Source organism: Micromonospora sp. KC606 (assembly GCF_004348675.1).
Classification (GTDB): Bacteria; Actinomycetota; Actinomycetes; order Mycobacteriales; family Micromonosporaceae; genus Micromonospora.
The window spans coordinates 1-18,189 of record NZ_SMKN01000119.1 but is presented as its reverse complement, the minus strand read 5'-3'; the positions used below and the strand labels follow the sequence as shown (position 1 = coordinate 18,189).

Below are 18,189 nucleotides of genomic sequence, written 5' to 3'. Positions count from 1 at the left end.
GCCCGCGCCTCGTTGATCACGCGGGCCGCGTACGGCGCCGGCTCTGGTTCGTGCGTTCGCGATGCCATCGGACGGCTGTGTTGCGGGCGGGAAGACGATCGTGTTGGGACGGCCCACCGGCGTGGGGGTCACCCCCTCAGGGCAACCCGGGGCCGTGGCTGGCAGCGCGGGCAGCTGTACGACGACCGGTTCGTGAACGCCTCCCGCCGGATCGGGGTACCGCACCGCCGGCAGGGCGCGGCCTCCCGGCCGTACACGTTCAGCGACCGGTCGAAGTAGCCGCTCTCGCCGTTGACGTTGACGTACAGTTCGTCGAAGCTGGTGCCGCCCTGCTGGATCGCCTCGCCGAGCACGTCCCGGACGTGGCCGAGCAGGCGGGTGACGGCCGGGGCGGTCAGCGCGTCGGTCGGGCGTGCCCCGTGCAGCCCCGCCCGCCACAACGCCTCGTCGGCGTAGATGTTGCCCACCCCGGAGATCAGGGTCTGGTCGAGCAGCGCCCGCTTCACCTCGGTGCGCCGCCGGCGCAGCGCGGCCACGAACCCGGCGTCGGAGAACTCCTCGTCCATCGGATCCCGGGCGATGTGCGCGATCTCGGCGGGCAGCTCCGCGCCGCCTTCGCTGACCGACAGCCCGCCGAACGTGCGCTGGTCGACGAAGCGCAGCTCCGGGCCGTCGTCGGCGAACCGGAACCGGACCCGCAGGTGCAGCTCGTCGGCCGCGTCGACCGGCTGCAGCAGCAGTTGACCGGACATGCCGAGATGGCCGATCATCGCGTCGCCGCTGTCCAGCGGCAGCCACAGGTACTTGCCCCGGCGCCGCACGCCGGTGACCGTGCGGCCGGCGAGCACGTCGGCGAAGTGCGCGGCGCCGGGAACGTGCCGGCGTACCGCGCGCGGGTGGCGCACCTGCACCGAAGCGATCCGCCGGCCGATGACCCACTGGGCCAGGCCCTGCCGGACGGTCTCGACCTCGGGCAGCTCAGGCACGACCCAAACCCGCCTCGGCCCGGTCCGCGGGCGTCTCGACGGGTTCGACCGCCTCCGACGCGGCCCGCGTGGCCCGTTCCTGCTCGGCCTGCTCGGTCAGCTCCCGCCAGGCCGCCTCGGCAGCCCGCTGCTCGGCCTCCTTCTTGCTGCGCCCCTCGGCACCGCCGTAGCGGTTGCCGGCCACCACCACCCAGGCGGTGAAGGTTTTGAGGTGGTCCGGACCGGTTCCCTCGATCCGGTACTCCGGGACGCCCAGCCCCAGGGCGGCGGTCAGCTCCTGAAGGCTGGTCTTCCAGTCCAGTGCCGCACCCCGGCCGGCGGACTCGGCCATCACCGGGTCGAAGAGCCGGTGGACGACCTCGGCGGCGGTGTCCAGGCCGTACTGCAGGTAGATCGCGCCGAGCAACGCCTCCAGGGTGTCGGCGAGGATGCTCGCCTTGTTCCGGCCGCCGGTGGCCTCCTCGCCCTTGCCGAGCAGCAGGTACGCCCCGAGCCCGTCCGGCCCCAGGCCCCTGGCCACGTCGGCCAGGGCGCGCATGTTGACCACGCTGGCCCGCAGCTTGGCGAGCTGCCCCTCGGGCAGGTCGGGGTGGTTGCGGAAGAGCGCGGTGGTGATCACCACGCCGAGCACCGAGTCGCCGAGGAACTCCAGCCGCTCGTTGGTGGGCAGGCCGCCGTTCTCGTACGCGTACGAGCGGTGGGTCAGGGCCCGCTCCAGCAGCTCGGGGTCGAGCGTCACGCCGAACGCCGCCTCCAGGTGACCGACGGGAGCACGCCGCCGCTTGTCGTTCGTCATGCCGTTACCTCGGTGTCGTTGCTGTCACTGGGCGGTGGGTGCTGCGGTGCGCCGTCGAGCAGCACCCGTACCCGTTCGGTGGCGCCGCGCCGCCACAGGTGCGCGGCGAGGGCGATCCCGGAGGCGATGTCGTCGGCTTCGGCGGCGCCGTGGCACACCACGACCGTGCCGGCCACGCCGAGCAGGGCCGCCGCGCGGGGGGCGCCACCGCCGACCGGTGGGCCACCGGCCATCGCGTACGCGCCCTCGATCGCCTTGAGCAACACGTTACCGGTGAAGCCGTCGGTGACGACCACATCGGCACGCGCGCCTATCGCCACGTCGCACCCCTCGACCAGGCCGACGTACCGCCCGCCGCACGGCAGTCGCGCGGCGGCGAGCAGGGGGTCGGCGACCCGACGCGGGCGGTCGCCCTTGCCGGCCTCCGTACCGACGGAGAGCAGTCCCACCCGGGGGGTGGCGACGGCGTGCGCGACGGCGGCGTAGGCGACACCGAGCAGGGCGTGCCGGACCAGGGTGGCGGGGCGGGGTTCCAGGGATCCGCCGACGTCAAGCAGTACCACCGGGCCGGAGACGGCCGGCAGGGTGGCCACCAGGGCCGGCTGTCGGACGCCGTCCCACCGGCCGAAGCCCAGGGCGGCGGCGGAGACGGTGGCACCGGTCGAACCGGCGGAGACGAGGGCGTCGGCGGTGCCGTCGCGGACGGCGGCGACGGCGGCCCGGACGGTGCTGTCGGCGCGCGGCGCGTGGTGTGCCGGGCCGGGCACGGCGTGGGCCGCGCGGACGGTGACCCGGGCGCGCTGCCCCGGCGTCAGCGCGCCGATCACCGCGACCGCGACCTCGGTCGGGCCGACGAGCAGCAGGTGCAGGTCCGGATCGGCGCGGACGGCTCGCAGAGCGCCGTCAACCACGACGGCGGGGGCGTCGTCCCCGCCGAGGAGGTCAACGGCGATCCGCGCGGTGCCCGACTCCGTGCCGGCGCCGGCCGGGGCTGGCCGGCCGGCGCCGGAGGGAGCCGGGGCACCGGGCGATTGCCAGGGTGCGCGCGCCACCCGACCCGTGGTCGGGGGCGTCACTCGGCGTCCAGGTCTCAGACCTCGATGACCTGGCGGCCGTTGTACGTGCCGCAGACGGAGCACGCGGCGTGCGGCAGCTTCGCCGACTTGCACTGCGGGCAGGCCACGGTCGCGACCACGGCCGCCTTCCAGTTCGCCCGGCGGGACCGGGTGTTGCTGCGCGACATCTTGCGCTTGGGGACGGCCACGGTTCCTACTCCTCTGTACGGTTCAGTTGCGACAGGCCCACCCAACGCGGGTCGATCTGCTGGTGACTGTGGTCGGCCGGCAGATCGTCCCAGTGCACCCCGCAGTCGGGGCACAAGCCTGGGCAGTCCTCCCGGCAGAGCGGGTTGGTCGGCAGTGTCAACACCACCGCGTCCCGCAGCGCCGGCTCCAGGTCGATCAGATCGCCCTGCATCCGGCCCACCTCGTCCTCGTCGGTCGTGTCGTCCGTGGTGCTGTTCTCGTACGCGTACAGCTCCTGGACGGGCACGGCCACCGAGTCGTTGATCTCGCGCAGGCACCGGCCGCACTCGCCCCGGACGGGACCGGTGATGGTCCCGGAGACGAGCACGCCCTCGGACACCGACTCCAACCTCAGGTCGAGGTCGAGATCCGCGCCCTCCGGCACCCCGATCAACTCCACGCCGAGGTCCGCCGGTGCCGGGGCGACCCGCTTGACCGTACGCATCGCGCCAGGCCGACGCGGCAGGTCCCTCGTGTCGAGGACCAGCGGCGACCTGGGGTCGAGGTTCGATGGCGAGTGCTTGGGCATAGTCAGACTCCGGCCGGTGAGAGGCCGACAAAGAAGGTTACCTGGGCGACCGCCGGACCGTCGAACCGGGGCGACGCCCCGGGCCCGGCATGTCGGCTGGTGAGGTGCCGCTCAGAAGGGTAACGGGCGCTCGGCCTCGTCCCCACCGAAGGTGCCGATCTCGCGCAGCGCGTGCATCTTGTCCCGGCCGCGCTCTATCGACGCCAGCGCCCGGGTCAGGAACTGCTCGAAGTTCGCCAGCGCGGTGTCGACGTAGTCGTCGACCTCCTCGCGCAGCCGCTGCGCCTCGGCCCGGGCCTCCGCGATGATCCGGGCGCCCTCGTGCTCGGCGGAGACCGTGATCTCGTTCACCGAGACCAGGCGGGCGTGTTCCGCCTCGCCCTCGCTGATGATCCGGTCGGCCTCGCGCTTACCGGCCTCCATGATCTTGTCCCGCTCCTCCAGGAGAGCGGCGGCCCGGCGCAGGTCGGCGGGGAGCTCGGCGCGCAGTTCGTCCAGGGCCGCGATCATCTCACCCCGGTCGACCATGCAGTTGTTCCGCGACATCGGGACGGAGCGGGCCTGCTCCACCATGGCGATCAGTTCGTCGATGCGATCGAGCGGGTCCACCGGTACCTCACTCCTGTCGTCCGTCGGCCGACCTACATGATGCGGGCTCCGGCCGGTCTCCCGCTGCACACATGATGTCGTGTGCCGGCCAGCCCCGCCCCATCCACCCCGGCCCGGCGCGTCGCGCGCCGTCGGGCGGGTGGCGGCCGGAAAGGGCTCAGCCCCGCGACGCCGGGCCGATGCGCGCCTCCAGCTCGGCCCGCACCCGGTCGGGCACGTGGGCGGAGATGTCCCCGCCCCACTTCGCCACATCCTTGATCAGACTCGAGGAGAGGAAGGAGTAGAGCGGATTGGTGGGCATGAAGAGGGTTTCCACCCCGGCCAGGCCGATGTTCATCTGCGCCATCTGCAACTCGTAGTCGAAGTCGCTGACCGCCCGCAGCCCCTTGATCAGCACGCTGGCCTCCTGCGCCCGGCAGAAGTCGACCAGCAGGCCACGGAAGGACTCGACCCGGACGTTGCCGTACGAGGCGGTTACCTCACGGAGCATGTCGATCCGCTCCTCGACGGTGAACAGGCCACTCTTCGACTGGTTCACCAGCACGCCGACGATCACCTCGTCGAAGAGCCGACTGGCCCGTCCGACGATGTCGAGGTGCCCGTTGGTGACCGGGTCGAACGAGCCGGGACACACCGCACGTCTCATGATCGGCGACCGTACCAAAGGGTGGTCTCCCCGTAGCGTCGACTGCGCTCGGCGGTGACGCCGTCCACCCAGGTGACCGGTCCGGTGCGGCTGGAGCGCTCCACCACCACCAGGGCGTCGGCGGCCAACCAGGCGTACCGCACCAGCGCGGTCAGCAGGTCGGTGACCTCCGCGTCCGGCACCGCGTACGGCGGGTCGGCGAAGACCACGTCGTACGGCTCGTCACCGGGACCGGCGGCCAGTACGCCGGCCACCCTGCCGGTGACCAGCCGGACGGCGGGGCCGGCCCGGAGCGCCGCCACGTTCTCCCGGATCACCCGGGCGGCCCGGGCGTCGGACTCGACCAGCAGCACGTGCCCGGCGCCCCGCGAGTGCGCCTCCAGGCCGACCGCACCGGAGCCGGCGTACAGATCGGCGAAGCGCGCGCCGGCGAGGTCCACCTCGGCCTGCACGGCGCTGAACAACGCCTCCCGCACCCGGTCGGAGGTGGGGCGGGTACCGGCGCCGGGCGGCGCGGCGATCCGCCGTCCACCGAAGGTGCCGGCCACGATCCGGGTCACGGTATCTCCCCTCTCACGCCAATGACGCTACGCGACGACACTCCGGCGCCGCCGACACGGTGGGTGCCCTCCGAGCCCTCAAACAATCACTATTAGTGGATCAATGATCTCAGATCGATAACAACATGTTTAGGAGATCATGTGGGCTGTAACGCCGGTGGCGATCCCACTAGGGTCGGCCGGGTGCCGGCCCCGTCGCCGGCCACGCGGCGCGGGGGGCGCCGTCGCGAGGCGCACCCGAGCGACCGCGACCTGCCGCCGCATCCCACGCGCCGCACCCTGACGCTTCACACCCCAGGAGTACGCGTGATCCGTCCCCAGCCCTCGCCCCGGCGACCGCTCGCCGTTGCCGCCGCCGCGCTGGCCGGCCTCGCCACGGCGCTCGCCTTCACCGCACCGGCGATCGCCACCAGGCCGTCCCCCTCCCCGTCGGCCTCCCCGACCGGCACCGCCTCGCCCAGTCCGAACGGGAAGACGCCGGCCGCGCCGAACTGTGTCAAGGCCGACGACGCCCGCTACACGCACACCTTCGACGGCCCCAAGGGCGAGGCCTCGATCACCCTCACCAACGGCCCGCTCTGTCCGGGCGAGGAGCAGGAACTGGCCCTGGTGTCGTACGTGGCGCCGTCGGCGAAGTTCGCCCTGCCGCAGTACGTGCTGGCCAGCTCGGTCAACAAGTTCACCGGCGTGGCCGAGGGCGAGCTGGGCGTGGCCACCCTCAAGTTCAAGGTCGAGGTGCCGACCTGCTACACCCAGGTCGACTTCGTCTTCGGCAGCGAGATCATCGACCCGCTGACCAAGACCAGTGAGCGGTACGACGACCGCAAGGTCGGCAGCCCGAAGGGCATCGGCGCCCGTTCCAAGGGCCCGGCGGCCTGGTACAACGGCGGCTCCGGCACCTGCCTCGCGGTCCCCGAGGTGATCGCCTCCTCCGACTGCGACGGCGGCGTCGAGCTGACCCTGGTCAACCGCAACGGCAACGCGGCGGCCGAGTTCGCCATCACCGGCAGCAACGGCTTCACCAAGAAGGTGACCGTGCCGATGCGGAAGATCGAGAAGCTCGACCTGAAGCCGGGCCAGGCGCAGGAGATCACCGTCACCGCGGCCGGCATGAAGGACTTCACCGGCGGCTGGGAGAAGCCCGAGGACTGCCAGCAGCCCGAGGTGGGCGCCCCGGACGCCAGCTACGACTCCACCTGCGACCAGATGGTCTTCCGGATCAGCAACCCGGAGGACGGCACCTCCCTGACCTCGACCTTCACCCCGAACAAGGGTGAGGCCAAGACCCTGACCGTCCAGCCCGGCCGCAGCGGCAGCGTCAGCTTCAAGGCGACCAAGGGCCTCACCGTCACCGTCACCGGCGACCTGGACTCGGGCGGCCCGCTCGCCTGGGAGCAGCCGGAGGGCTGCGACGACGGCGGCGTCGGCGGCGGCGAGCCGTCGGAGCCCGGCCTGCCGGTGACCGGCGCGGCGGCCGGCGGCATCGCCGCGGGCGCGGCCCTGCTGCTGGCGGCCGGCGCGGTGCTCTTCGTCGTCGCCCGACGCCGGCGGATCCGCTTCACCGCCTGACCCGTTTCACCGTCTCGTCGTTCATCCCGCGCGCAGGCACGTGGTGGACGACCTCCTCGGTCTGGGACCCCGACCGGGGGTCAGCGGCGATGGCGATCACCGCGCTGGTCGACAGCAGCTTGCCGGTGAGTGTGGTGTCCAGGCCAGCGTGGTCGCCGAGTGGGAGGAAGTAGGAGATTGGTGAACGGCGAGCCGAGCGCGGCGGCGGCGTAGAAGACGCTCATCGCCAGACCCAGCATCGTGCGGGAGACGTGTAGATCGGCTTGGATCGGGCCCGCCCACCGCACCCAGGGTGAAGCCGGGCATGACGGCGACGGTCGCGGACGGAGCCACCGCGGTGACGCCGGGCCAGTATGTGCGGATGCCGGGTCCGAGGCGAATGGCTCGCGCGGCACCGAGGGCGCTTTGTGCGGGTCCAATGGTCATCGGTGGTGGCTCCAGCGGGGCGGCGGGGCCCGGTCTGTCCGCTGCCCCGGTTGATGGGAGTCGTGAGGTCGTCGCTGGGTGCTGGTTCAGGGCAGGGAAACCCAGCGGGTGGTCCGTCGGCGTCACGAGCGACGATCCCCGGCCGGTCTGAGCGACGACTAGGGAGCACCAGAGCACCGGCGCCCTCCGTCAGCCCTTCTCCAGGTACTCGGCGCGCTCCTCGTCGACCAGCGCGGCGACCGAGGCGGCCAGTGCCGGATGGCGCGCCAGCTCCGGGTCCTCCTCGACCAGCGCGATCGCCTCGGTGCGGGCGTCGCGGATCAGGTCGGTGTCGCGCAGCAGCGACAGCAGCCGCAGGTGCGACCGGCGGCCCGACTGGGTGGCGCCCAGCACATCGCCCTCGCGGCGCTGTTCCAGGTCGAGCTCCGCCAGCTTGAAACCGTCGGTGGTGGAGGCGACCGCGTCGAGGCGGTCCCGGGCCGAGGAACCCTCGGCCGCCTCGGTGACCAGCAGGCAGAGCCCGGGGGCGGTGCCCCGGCCGACCCGGCCGCGTAGCTGGTGCAGTTGGGACACGCCGAACCGGTCGGCATCCAGCACGATCATCACGGTGGCGTTGGGCACGTTGACGCCCACCTCGACCACGGTGGTGGCGACCAGCACGTCCAGGTCGCCGGCGGCGAACGCCCGCATCACCGCGTCCTTCTCGTCGGCGGGCAGCTTTCCGTGCAGAACGCCGATCCGCAGCCCGTGCAGCGGCCCCTCGGCGAGCAGCGGGGCCACCTCGGTCACCGCCAGCGGCGGACGGCGGCCGCTGTCGTCCTCCCGGGGCGGCTCCTCGTCGGAGACCGGGCCCTCGCCGATCCGGGGGCACACCACGTACGCCTGGTGGCCGGCGGCGACCTCCTCGCGCAGCCGGCGCCAGGCCCGGTCCAGGAAGGCCGGCTTCTCGGCGGCCGGCACCACGTGCGAGGCGATCGGCGAGCGCCCCTGCGGCAGCTGGGAGAGGGTGGAGGTCTCCAGGTCGCCGTAGACGGTCATGGCCACCGTGCGCGGGATCGGCGTCGCGGTCATCACCAGCACGTGCGGCGGCTGGTCGGCTTTGGCGCGCAGCGCGTCGCGCTGCTCCACGCCGAAGCGGTGCTGCTCGTCGACGACCACCAGGCCCAGGTCGGCGAAGTCGACCCCCTCGTAGAGCAGCGCGTGGGTGCCGAGCACGATACCGGCCCGCCCGGCGGCGACCTCCGCGAGCGCCCGCCGCCGGGCCGCCGCGCCGAGCGAGCCGGTGACCAGCTCGACGCGGGTGGCGCCCTCGGCCGCGCCCAGCTCGCCGGCCTGCGCCAGCGGGCCGAGCAGCTCCAGCATCCCCCGGTGGTGCTGGGCGGCGAGCACCTCGGTCGGAGCGAGCAGCGCCGCCTGCCCACCCGCGTCGACCACCTGGAGCATCGCCCGCAACGCCACGACCGTCTTGCCGCTGCCGACCTCGCCCTGGAGCAGCCGGTGCATCGGGTGCGGGGTGGCCAGGTCGGCGGCGATCTCCACGCCCACGGTTCGCTGCCCAGGGGTCAGCTCGTACGGCAGCCGGGCGTCGAACGCCTCCAGCAGCCCGCCCCGCTTCGGTGGACGGGCCTTCGCCGGCCAGGCCGCCGCCCGCGCCTTGCGCTGCGCCAGGGTGAGCTGCACCGCGAACGCCTCGTCCCACTTGAGCCGGCGGCGCGCCCGGTACAGCTCCTCCTTGGTGGACGGACGGTGGATCTCGCGCAGCGCGGCGCCGATACCGACCAGGTTGCGGGTGGCCCGCACGGTGGCCGGCAGCGGGTCGTCGGGCGGGGTGAAGGTGTCCAGCACCACCCGGACGCAGCGGGTGATCACCCAGGTCGGCACCGCCGCGGCGGCCGGGTAGACCGGGATCAGCGCCCCGGCGAACTCCTCGACCTCCTCGTTGGCCGCCGCCTCGCCGTCGCCGCCCTCGCCGAGCAGGACGTACTCCGGGCCGTTGAGCTGCCGCTTGCCCCGGAACTCGGTGACCTTGCCGGCGAACAGCCCCCAGCGGCCGGGGCGCAGCTCCCGCTCCCGCCACGCCTGGTTGCCGAAGAAAGTGCAGGTGAGCACCCCGCCGGAGCCGTCGCCGACGGTGACCTCCAGCAGGTTGCCCCGGCGCTGGCGCATCGGGCGCACGGCGGTGCGCTGCACCTGGGCCAGCACAGTGACCTGCTCGCCCACGTCCAGCGAGCGGATGTCGGTGTGTTCGCCGCGCTCGTCGTACCGGCGGGGGAAGTGGTAGATCAGGTCGCCGGCGGTGTGCAGGTCGAGGTGGCTCGCCAGGGCTTTGGCCGTGCGCTCGCCGACCAGCTTCTTCAGCGGCGTGCCCACCGTCGACGGCTCGCTCGTCATTCGACCCCCACCAGGAGCGGATAGTGCGGTTGGCCGCCCGGGTACGCCTGCACCTCGACGAAGGGCCAGCGCCGCCCGACGTGGGCGCTGACCGCCTCGGCCAGGCCGTCCGGGGCGTCCACGCCGGTGAGGAGGGTGACCAGCTCACCTCCGCCGCCGAGCATCCGGTCGACCACGGCGACGCAGGTGTCGACCAGGTCCACGCCGATCAGGTGCACCTCCCCCTCGACCAGGGCGAGCACGTCACCGGGGCGGCACGGGCCGGCGACGGTCAGCGCCTCCCGGCTGGCGTGGCAGACCTCGGCGTACCGGCAGGCGCCGGCCGCCTCGGCCATCGCGATCACGTCGTCCTCGAAGCGCCGCCTCGGGTCCCGGACCGCGAGCGCCGCGAGTGCCTGCACCGGGGAGCGGGTCGGCACCACGCTGACCTTGATGCCGAAGCTGTGCGCCTCCTTCGCGGCGACGCTCGCCACGGCCTGGGTGTTCGGGTCATTGGGCAGTACCACGACCCGGGCGGCGGAGGTCGCCCGGACGGCGTCCAGCAGCTCACCGGTGGACGGGTTGCCCGGCAGCACGGTGGCGCCCTCGTCGGCGAAGAGCTCCGCGAGGCCCGCGCCGGCGGCGACCACGACGGCCGCCCGGCCGTCGACGGCGGGCCCGGGCGGCGGTGCGGGCACGGGCTGGTCGGCGAAACGGGTCACCGAGATCTGGTACGGCCGGCCGGCCACCACCCCCGCCTCGACCGCCGCGCCGACGTCGTTGACGTGCACGTGCACGTTCCAGGTCGTGGACGCCTCGGGCGAGGGGCCGTCACCGACCACCACCAGCGAGTCGCCGAGCACGGCCAGCTCGGCCCGCATCCGGGCCACCGCCTCGTGGTCGGCGTCGAGGAGGAACTGCACCTCGTAGGCGTACTCCTCGGAGCCGGTCTCGCGAACGGTGGTGAGCGGTCGGCGGACCGTGCGGGTCACCGGCGCCGGCCGGGGTGAGCTCTCCCCGGTGACCACCTCGACCAGCGCGTCGAGCAGCAGGCAGAGCCCTCGGCCACCGGCGTCGACGACCCCGGCGCGGGCCAGCGCGGGTAGCTGTTGCGGGGTACGGGCCAGCGCGCGGGTCGCCTCCCCCGCCGCCGCCCGGGCGACGGTGCCCAGGTCGTCGGTGGCGGCCTGCTCGGCGGCGGTCGCGGCGGCGGCCACGACGCTGAGCAGCGTGCCCTCCACCGGCCGGGCCACGGCGGCGTACGCCGCTGTGGCGGCGGCACGCAGCGCGCCGGCCAACTCCCGGCCGGCGACCGCGGGGGCGGCGGCGAGCGTGTCGGCGAGGCCACGCAGGATCTGCGACAGGATCACCCCGGAGTTGCCCCGCGCGCCGAGCAGCGCGCCGCGCGCCATCAGTCGCAGCGCGTGCCCGTGCGGGGTCTGCCCGTCCTCCGGCAGGGTGTCCAGGTCCATCGCGAGCGCCTGCTGGGCCGAGGTGAGGGTGAGCACCATGTTCGTGCCGGTGTCACCGTCGGGGACCGGGTAGACGTTCAGCTCGTCGATCTCGCCCTGGTGGTGCCGGAGCGCGGCGAGCCCGCTCGCGCACCAGCGGCGCACCGCGGTGGCGTCGAGGGTGTCCAGCACGGCCAGAAGCCTACTGTCGCGCGCCGACACGCGCCGACACGCGCCGGGGTCGACCGGCGTGTCCGAAGGACCGCCGCCGGCCCCGGCCGCCGCCGGGTCCGGGGAACACCCGTGACCGGCGTCACGGCGACGCCTGCGGACCGGGCCGGTTGGTCGAGGGCCGGGGTCATCGGGTAACCTGGCCAGGTTGCCCGGGCAGCGCCTGCCGGCGACCTCATGAACGTTTCAATCCCAGGAGTATCCCGTGGCTAGCGTGTGCGACGTCTGTGGCAAGGGACCGGGCTTCGGCCACAACGTGTCCCACTCGCACCGGCGGACCAACCGCCGCTGGAACCCGAACATCCAGTCGGTGCGTACCCCGGCCGGTGGCGGCAACACCAAGAAGATGCAGGTCTGCACCTCGTGCATCAAGGCCGGCAAGGTCACCCGCGCCTGACGCGGTAACGCCTCCCGCTTTCCCATACACGACAGCACCGGCGGGCCGCCACGGTCCGCCGGTGCTGTCGTGTATGGGTGTGCCCCGAGCGGTCGGGCCAGGAAGCGGCCACACCCCGCGAGCGACGGCCGCCTCAGAGCACCCGGCCGAAGGAGAGGCAGCCCGGCGCGTCGGCGTAGAAACCGAAGTTGGGGATCGGCTCGTACCCGGCGGAGGTGTACATCGCGATCGCCTCCGGCTGCCGGTCGCCGCACTCCAGGATCATCCGCTTGCGGCCGTGGTACCGGGCGGACTCCTCGACCGCCACCAGCACGGCGCGGGCCACGCCCCGCCCCCGCGCCGCCGGGTCGGTGTACATCCGCTTCAGTTCCGCCGTGCCGTCGCCGTCGCCGTGGCCGCGCCAGCCGCCGCAGCCCACCGGCTGGCCGTCCAGGTACGCGACGAGGAAGGCGCCCCGGGGTGGCACGAACTCGGCGGCATCCACCGGCGTGTCGTCACCACTGCCGCCGTACCGCTGCCCGAGATCGGCCAGGGCGGCGCGGATCAGGGACTGCGCCACCGGCGAGTCGAAGGCCAGGGCGCGGATCTCGATCTTACTCACCGGTAAAGGGTACGACCGCCGGCGGCCGTTACCGGAAGTGGTCCCAGCCGGGCGGGCCGTCGTACCCGGTGCCGTCGACGGTGACCCCGGCGCCCGGCACCACCCGGCCGATCGGCCGCCACGGGGCCGGCAGTGCCACCGCCGGCGGGAAGGTCGCGGCCAGCGCGTGGTCGTCGCCACCGGCGAGAATCCACGAGTACGGGTCGACCCCGAGCGCCTGCGCGGCGTCGCGCATCTGCCCGGGCACCTCGAAGGCGTCCCGGCGCACGTCGATGCCGACACCGCTGGCCGCCGCCACATGGCCCAGGTCGGCCAGCAGCCCGTCCGAGATGTCGATCATGGCGGTGGCGCCGAGCCGGGCTGCGTGCGGCCCGGCCGGGTACGGCACCTCCGGCCGCCGATACGCCTCCACCAGCAGCCGAGGCGTGCGGAACCCGCGGGACAGCACGGTCAGCCCGGCCGCCGCCCAGCCGATCCGCCCGGCCAGCGCGACCACGTCCCCCGGTCGGGCCCCGGAGCGGACCACCGGGTCACGCCCGCCCAGGTCGCCCAGCGCGGTGACCGCGATGGTCAGCGTCGGACTGGCGGACATGTCGCCGCCCACCACGCTGGCACCCACCGTGGCCGCCTCCGCCCCGAGCCCGTCGGCCAGCCCCTCTGCCCAGGCGGTCTCCAGGTCCGCCGGCATACAGAGGGCAACCAGCAACGCGGTCGGGGTGGCCCCCATCGCGGCGATGTCGGCGAGGTTCGCCGCCGCCGCCCGGTGCCCGACGTCGCGCGCGCTGGACCAGTCCCGGCGGAAGTGCCTCCCCTCGACCAGCACATCCGTCGACGCCACCACCCGCCGGTCGGGCGCGACCACCACCGCCGCGTCGTCACCCGGACCGAGCAGGCACTTCTCGCCGTGCGCCAGTCGGGCCGTCACCCGGTCGATCAGCCCGAACTCCCCGACACCCGCGACCGTCATCCCGTCCCCTCGCTCCTGTCCGTGCCACCCTCGCCCCGGCGCCGCGTGTGCTCGCTCACCGCGTCCAGTCGGCCACCGATAGGGATCACCCCTGCTCCGTAAGGTAGTTTCACCCTTCGGGCCGCCCGCGGGCGGCGACGGACGGAGGTCGAGTCGTGGTACAGGCGTACATCCTCATCCAGACCGAGGTCGGGCGGGCGCGTGACGTCGCCGGCCTGATCGCGGACCTTGCCGGCGTGGTCCGGGTCGACGCCGTCACCGGGCCGTACGATGTGGTCGTGCTCACCGAGGCGAACACCGTCGACGAACTCGGCAAGCTGATCGTCAGCAAGGTGCAGCTGGTGCCCGGTATCACCCGCACCCTCACGTGTTCGGTGGTGCGGCTGTAAGTGGACCAGATCACCTCCTCCCGGTCGATCGAGCGCGAGCAGCCGGCGAAGGGCGCCGGCCGGCCGGGCCGGGACCCGGCGTCCCGGAAGGCGGCGCTGATCGCCACCCTGGTCGCGGTACCGGTGACCGTGGCCGTCGGCGGGCTCATCCTCGCCCGGCTCGCGCCCGACCCCCCGGCCGCCGCGCCCAGCCCGACCGCGACGACGGCCCGCGCGCAGTCCAGCGCCCCGGTCGAGATGGCCGCCCCGGCGCTCGACGCCCGCACGGCGACGGTCTGCCGGGCGCTGATGTCGCAGCTGCCCGGGTCGGTACGCGACCTGACGCAGCGGGCGGTCACCGCAGGCGCCGAGCAGAACGCCGCGTACGGCGACCCGGCGCTGACCGTGGCGTGCGGCGGCGCCGAGCCGGCCTTCCCGGCCACCGACGACGTCTGGACGGTCAACCGGGTCTGCTGGCACGCCAGGCAGGAGAATGACGCCATGGTGCTGACCACCGTCGACCGAGAGACCGCCGTCACGGTCACCGTGCCCGGGGCGTACGAACAGCCGTTGCAGTGGGTCGCCCCGATCTCCGACACGATCGTCGCCTCCGTCCCGTCCGGTGGCGACGTGCCGTCAGGCTGCACGGGCTGACCGGCCGACGGGCGGTGACGCGGGTCAGCGGGGGCCGGCGTCGCGGTGCAGGGCCGTGCGGATCAGCCGGTTGACCAGCTTCGGGTACTCCAGGCCGGAGGCCGCCCACATCCGGGGAAACATCGAGGTCGGCGTGAAGCCCGGCATGGTGTTGATCTCGTTGAGGTAGACGTCCAGCTCAGGCGTGACGAAGAAGTCGACCCGGGCCAGGCCGGCGCAGTCCAGCGCGGTGAAGGCCCGGGTGGCGTACTCCTGCACCCTGCGGGTGACCTGCTCGGGGAGGCCGGCCGGGATGTCGTACTCGCAGGAGTCGTCGATGTACTTGGCTTCGAAGTCGTACCAGTCGTGGCCGGAGACGACCCGCACCTCGGCGAGCACGGACGCCTCCGGCGCGCCGCCGGCCTCGCCCTCCAGCACGCCGCACTCGATCTCCCGGCCGACGATCGCGCCCTCGACCAGCACCTTGGTGTCGATCTCGCGGGCCGCCGCGACGGCGGCGTCGAGCCGGGACCAGTCGTCGACCTTGGTGATGCCGAAGGACGAGCCGGCCCGGGACGGCTTGACGAACACCGGCAGGCCCAGGCGCTCCTTTTCCTCCTCGGTGAGGTTGGTTCCGCTGCGCAGCACGGCGTACGGCCCGACCGGGATGCCCTCTACGGCGCAGAGCTTCTTGGTGAACTCCTTGTCCATCGCCGCTGCGGAGGCGAAGACGTTCGCCCCGACGTACGGGATGTCGGCCATCTCCAGCATGCCCTGGATGGTGCCGTCCTCGCCGTACGCGCCGTGCAGCACGGGGAAGACCACGTCGACGTCGGCCAGCGCGCGGGGGCCCTCGGCCGGGTCGAGCACCATCAGTCCACCCGCGGTGGGGTCGGCGCGCAGGACCAGCTCGGCGCCGGAACCGGCGGTGATCTCCGGCAGCCTGCGGTCGTGGATGGCGAGCCGGTTCGGGTCGCCGCTGGCGAGCACCCACTGCCCCTGGCGGGTGATGCCCACCGGCACCACCTCGAACTCGTCCGGGTCCAGGGCGGCGAGCACGCTGCCGGCGCTGACGCAGGAGATGCCGTGTTCGGGGCTGCGACCGCCGAAGACGATCGCCACGCGGGTCTTGCCTGGGGTGGTCACTGGGTCACCTTTCGGTACGCGACTGCGGAGCAGCCAGCGGCGCTCACCCGGTTGACCTTACTGCGGGTGGCGGCGGGCCGATGGCGATACCCGGCAGGAGGCGAACCGCCTTCGCAGTCGGTCCCTCTCGCCGATACGCCGCGTCACCTATTGTCGGGGCTGGTGTGTCGTCCCCGCCCGACGGCGATGACCTTCACCCGCTGCCGGCCGGCGCGGACCATCCCGAGGGCCATGAAGGCGCCGGCGATTCGGTCGGCTGCCTCCCGGGTGTTCGCGCCGACCACCTGGCGCCGCCGTTCGGGCGCGGTCCGCTCGTCGCGGGCCTCCTCCTGGACCGGGCGGACGTCGGTGAGCACCACCAGGAACCGGGTCAATGCCGCTCGCCCAGACATCCGCTCACCCTCATCCGATGTCTCCCTTGCCGGTGGACGGTGAGGCGGCACGTGGCGATCGGATACGGGGGAGTAAACCCGATCGCCACGCGCCCCATCCCCTCCGGTCGCTCACCCTCGCCGTCGCCACGACAACCGTGGGTGAGGACGCCAACACAGATTGACAGGTGGAAGGGCGTGAATGCAACTCTCATCGACGTTCTCTCATGCGCACTTTCCCAGAGACCTATGCGACCATCGATACATGGCTGCGAAGACCGCTCGGGCACGCCGGCTCGGCATCGCCCTGCGCACCCACCGGGAGGCTGTCGGCCTAACGCTGGAAGCCGCCGCCGACGAGATCAACAGCACCCGCAGCACCCTGTCCCGCTACGAGAACGCCCAGACGCTGGTCAGTCCCGCGACCGTGCGCGCGCTGCTCAGCCTCTACGGGGTCGGGCCGGACGACATCGCCGCGGCGGTGCAGCTGGCCAAGGACACCCGCAAACCCGGCTGGTGGGTGCCGTACTCACACCTGCTGGACAAACGCACCATCGACTTCATCGCCCTGGAGGCCGAAGCGACCGGCATCGCCAACTTCGAGCCCTCGGTCGTACCGGGCCTGCTCCAGACCGCCGACTACATCCGCGGCGTGATGCGCGGCGGGCCGCACACCCTCAGCGACGACCAGGTCGAGCAACGGGTGCAGCTCCGGCTGGACCGGCAGCAGCGGATCACCGACGACGACCCACCCATCTTCGACGCGGTCATCGACGAGGGCGCGCTGCTGCGGCCGGTCGGCGACCGGACGGTGATGGAGAGGCAGCTGCAGCACCTGCTCAAAATGGGCGAGCTGCCGAACGTGACCGTCCAGGTCATCCCCCTGTCGGCCGGCTACCACCGGGGCACCCGCGGCTCGCTGCACATCCTCGAGTTCGCCGACCCCGAGGATCCGCTCATCGCCTCGGTGGAGACCGTCGCCGGGCAGATGGTTCTCGACCGGCCGGGTGACCTGCGAACCTGCACCAAGATCATGGAACACCTGCGGACCGTCGCGCTCAGCCCGACCGACAGCCGCGACCTGCTCCTGCAACTGTTGAAGGGACGGTAGGACATGACACCGAGGATCAGCGCGGCGTTGGCCACGGCCGCCTGGCGCAAGAGCAGCCACAGCGGAGACGAGGGCGCCTGCGTGGAGCTGGCGGCCGTGCCCGGCGTGGTGGCCGTCCGCGACTCCAAGGACCCCTCCGGCCCGGTCCTGCTCTTCCCAGCGGCGACCTGGGCCGCCTTCGCCACCGCCCCGCCGCACCGCTGAGCGGCCCCGAGCCGGTCAGGCCGCACCGCTGAGCGGCCCCGAGCCGACCAGGCCGCACCGCTGAGCGGCCCCGAGCCGACCAGGCCGCACCGCTGAGCGGCCCCGAGCCGACCAGGAGGTCCGCGTCCCGGTCCCGGACGCGGCCCTCCTGGTCACCTTTTCGGCAGGGTCAGCCGGGGCGGCGGGCGGTCATCGCCGTCGCGTCCCACTCCCGCGCCCGGACCACCCGAGGGTGCAGCCCCACCGCCCGCAGCTCGGCGTCCAGCGCGTCCACCTGGCTCTCCCCCACCTCGACCACCAGCTGGCCGCCGGGGGCCAGCCAGTCCACCGCTCCGGCCACCACCCGGCGCAACACGGCCAGCCCGTCCTCCCCGCCGTCAAGAGCCACCAGCGCCTCGTACCGGCGCGCCTCGGCCGGCATCAGCGCCACCGCCTCCGTCGGGACGTACGGGGCGTTCGCCACCACCAGGTCGAGCCGCCCCCGCCAGGCGTCCGGCAGCGGGTCGTACAGATCGCCGTGCAGGACCTCGACGGGCCGGCCGGCGAGGTTGCGGCGGGCGCACGCCACGGCCTCCGGGTCCAGGTCGACGGCGGCGAGCCAGCGCGGCGCGAGCCGCGCGGCCAGCGCCAGGGTGGTCGCGCCCGACCCGCAGCACAGATCGGCCACCGCCGGGGCGGGGCCGGCGAGCGCCGCCGCGGCCGCCACCAGCAGGGTGGTACGCGCGCGGGGCACGAAGACGCCCGGTGCGACCGCGACCCGCATTCCGCAGAACTCGGCCCAGCCGAGCAGGTGCTCCAGCGGCTCGCCGGCGACGCGCCGGTCGGCCAGCGTGGTCAGCGCGGCGGGGGTGTCGACGGCGGCGATCAGCAGGTCCGCCTCGTCCTCGGCGTACACGCAGCCGGCGGCACGCAGC

Annotated in this window: 21 protein-coding genes; 6 read left to right on the top strand and 15 right to left on the bottom strand. The window is 73.5% G+C overall.

Annotated elements, in window-relative coordinates:
* Positions 1-128 precede the first annotated feature (128 nt).
* From mutM to rsmD, 8 genes are all read right to left on the bottom strand, one after another.
* Positions 129-986: a bifunctional DNA-formamidopyrimidine glycosylase/DNA-(apurinic or apyrimidinic site) lyase gene (gene mutM, locus E1193_RS20670; protein ID WP_132184839.1), complete on the bottom strand. Its 858-nt coding sequence runs from the start codon at positions 984-986 to the stop codon at positions 129-131.
* Entirely contained in the window at positions 979-1,782 is an 804-nt protein-coding gene (gene rnc, locus E1193_RS20665) for a ribonuclease III (protein WP_132184838.1), read from the bottom strand. Before rnc ends, mutM begins: the two co-directional genes overlap by 8 nt.
* Entirely contained in the window at positions 1,779-2,735 is a 957-nt protein-coding gene (locus tag E1193_RS20660) for a phosphate acyltransferase PlsX (RefSeq protein WP_243707810.1), read from the bottom strand. The genes rnc and E1193_RS20660 overlap by 4 nt, the downstream gene beginning before the upstream one ends.
* Before the next feature lie 137 nt (positions 2,736-2,872).
* Positions 2,873-3,046 (bottom strand): 50S ribosomal protein L32, encoded by a 174-nt coding sequence (gene rpmF / locus E1193_RS20655; protein WP_132184836.1) that lies wholly within the window; start codon positions 3,044-3,046, stop codon positions 2,873-2,875.
* A gap of 5 nt (positions 3,047-3,051) precedes the next feature.
* A complete protein-coding gene (locus E1193_RS20650; RefSeq protein WP_132184835.1) occupies positions 3,052-3,615 on the bottom strand; it encodes a YceD family protein in 564 nt (187 codons plus the stop codon).
* Between the two features lie 111 nt (positions 3,616-3,726).
* Entirely contained in the window at positions 3,727-4,224 is a 498-nt protein-coding gene (locus tag E1193_RS20645; protein ID WP_111246403.1) for a hypothetical protein, read from the bottom strand.
* 157 nt (positions 4,225-4,381) lie between these two features.
* On the bottom strand, positions 4,382-4,870 hold the full coding sequence (coaD, locus tag E1193_RS20640) for a pantetheine-phosphate adenylyltransferase (protein WP_132184834.1): 489 nt from the start codon (positions 4,868-4,870) through the stop codon (positions 4,382-4,384).
* Entirely contained in the window at positions 4,867-5,430 is a 564-nt protein-coding gene (rsmD, locus tag E1193_RS20635; RefSeq protein WP_132184833.1) for a 16S rRNA (guanine(966)-N(2))-methyltransferase RsmD, read from the bottom strand. The genes coaD and rsmD overlap by 4 nt, the downstream gene beginning before the upstream one ends.
* 306 nt (positions 5,431-5,736) lie before the next feature.
* Between rsmD and E1193_RS20630 the strand changes: the two genes are divergently transcribed.
* Positions 5,737-6,999 carry a cell wall anchor protein gene (locus E1193_RS20630; RefSeq protein WP_132184832.1) on the top strand — a complete coding sequence of 421 codons (1,263 nt, stop codon included), beginning with the start codon at positions 5,737-5,739 and terminating at the stop codon, positions 6,997-6,999.
* A gap of 615 nt (positions 7,000-7,614) precedes the next feature.
* Here the strand turns inward: E1193_RS20630 and recG are convergent.
* Complete coding sequence (gene recG, locus E1193_RS20625) at positions 7,615-9,816, bottom strand: ATP-dependent DNA helicase RecG (protein ID WP_132184831.1); 2,202 nt, start codon at positions 9,814-9,816, stop codon at positions 7,615-7,617.
* Positions 9,813-11,438 (bottom strand): DAK2 domain-containing protein, encoded by a 1,626-nt coding sequence (locus E1193_RS20620; protein ID WP_132184830.1) that lies wholly within the window; start codon positions 11,436-11,438, stop codon positions 9,813-9,815. Before E1193_RS20620 ends, recG begins: the two co-directional genes overlap by 4 nt.
* A gap of 244 nt (positions 11,439-11,682) precedes the next feature.
* Between E1193_RS20620 and rpmB the strand changes: the two genes are divergently transcribed.
* Positions 11,683-11,874, top strand: coding sequence for a 50S ribosomal protein L28 (gene rpmB / locus E1193_RS20615; RefSeq protein ID WP_088963534.1), 192 nt, complete (start codon positions 11,683-11,685; stop codon positions 11,872-11,874).
* 133 nt (positions 11,875-12,007) lie between these two features.
* On the opposite strand, the gene E1193_RS20610 is transcribed toward rpmB, so the two are convergent.
* Both E1193_RS20610 and E1193_RS20605 read right to left on the bottom strand, forming a co-directional pair.
* Positions 12,008-12,475 carry a GNAT family N-acetyltransferase gene (locus tag E1193_RS20610; RefSeq protein WP_132184829.1) on the bottom strand — a complete coding sequence of 156 codons (468 nt, stop codon included), beginning with the start codon at positions 12,473-12,475 and terminating at the stop codon, positions 12,008-12,010.
* A gap of 28 nt (positions 12,476-12,503) precedes the next feature.
* Positions 12,504-13,442 (bottom strand): thiamine-phosphate kinase, encoded by a 939-nt coding sequence (locus E1193_RS20605; RefSeq protein WP_132184828.1) that lies wholly within the window; start codon positions 13,440-13,442, stop codon positions 12,504-12,506.
* Between the two features lie 155 nt (positions 13,443-13,597).
* Between E1193_RS20605 and E1193_RS20600 the strand changes: the two genes are divergently transcribed.
* Both E1193_RS20600 and E1193_RS20595 read left to right on the top strand, forming a co-directional pair.
* A complete protein-coding gene (locus E1193_RS20600) occupies positions 13,598-13,831 on the top strand; it encodes an Lrp/AsnC ligand binding domain-containing protein (RefSeq protein WP_132184827.1) in 234 nt (77 codons plus the stop codon).
* Between the two features lie 9 nt (positions 13,832-13,840).
* Entirely contained in the window at positions 13,841-14,464 is a 624-nt protein-coding gene (locus E1193_RS20595; RefSeq protein ID WP_243707809.1) for a DUF3515 family protein, read from the top strand.
* A gap of 24 nt (positions 14,465-14,488) precedes the next feature.
* Here the strand turns inward: E1193_RS20595 and E1193_RS20590 are convergent, their stop codons facing one another.
* A complete protein-coding gene (locus tag E1193_RS20590; RefSeq protein ID WP_132184826.1) occupies positions 14,489-15,589 on the bottom strand; it encodes a D-alanine--D-alanine ligase family protein in 1,101 nt (366 codons plus the stop codon).
* Between the two features lie 143 nt (positions 15,590-15,732).
* Entirely contained in the window at positions 15,733-15,981 is a 249-nt protein-coding gene (locus E1193_RS20585; protein WP_207922780.1) for a hypothetical protein, read from the bottom strand.
* 244 nt (positions 15,982-16,225) lie between these two features.
* Between E1193_RS20585 and E1193_RS20580 the strand changes: the two genes are divergently transcribed.
* Complete coding sequence (locus tag E1193_RS20580; RefSeq protein WP_132184825.1) at positions 16,226-17,071, top strand: helix-turn-helix transcriptional regulator; 846 nt, start codon at positions 16,226-16,228, stop codon at positions 17,069-17,071.
* A gap of 3 nt (positions 17,072-17,074) precedes the next feature.
* Positions 17,075-17,275, top strand: a complete 201-nt coding sequence (locus E1193_RS20575; protein WP_132184824.1) for a DUF397 domain-containing protein — start codon at positions 17,075-17,077, stop codon at positions 17,273-17,275.
* A 169-nt stretch (positions 17,276-17,444) separates the two neighbouring features.
* Here the strand turns inward: E1193_RS20575 and E1193_RS20570 are convergent, their stop codons facing one another.
* A complete protein-coding gene (locus E1193_RS20570) occupies positions 17,445-18,188 on the bottom strand; it encodes a putative protein N(5)-glutamine methyltransferase (protein ID WP_243707808.1) in 744 nt (247 codons plus the stop codon).
* Between the last annotated feature and the right edge of the window lies 1 nt (position 18,189).

What these genes read in the sequence shown, in the direction of transcription:
- rnc (WP_132184838.1), bottom strand. Translation starts at nt 1,782, where the DNA reads ATGACGAACGACAAGCGGCGGCGTGCTCCCGTCGGTCACCTGGAGGCG.
- E1193_RS20650 (WP_132184835.1), bottom strand. Translation starts at nt 3,615, where the DNA reads ATGCCCAAGCACTCGCCATCGAACCTCGACCCCAGGTCGCCGCTGGTC.
- coaD (WP_132184834.1), bottom strand. Translation starts at nt 4,870, where the DNA reads ATGAGACGTGCGGTGTGTCCCGGCTCGTTCGACCCGGTCACCAACGGG.
- recG (WP_132184831.1), bottom strand. Translation starts at nt 9,816, where the DNA reads ATGACGAGCGAGCCGTCGACGGTGGGCACGCCGCTGAAGAAGCTGGTC.
- E1193_RS20605 (WP_132184828.1), bottom strand. Translation starts at nt 13,442, where the DNA reads ATGACGGTCGCGGGTGTCGGGGAGTTCGGGCTGATCGACCGGGTGACG.
- E1193_RS20585 (WP_207922780.1), bottom strand. Translation starts at nt 15,981, where the DNA reads ATGTCTGGGCGAGCGGCATTGACCCGGTTCCTGGTGGTGCTCACCGAC.
- E1193_RS20580 (WP_132184825.1), top strand. Translation starts at nt 16,226, where the DNA reads ATGGCTGCGAAGACCGCTCGGGCACGCCGGCTCGGCATCGCCCTGCGC.
- E1193_RS20575 (WP_132184824.1), top strand. Translation starts at nt 17,075, where the DNA reads ATGACACCGAGGATCAGCGCGGCGTTGGCCACGGCCGCCTGGCGCAAG.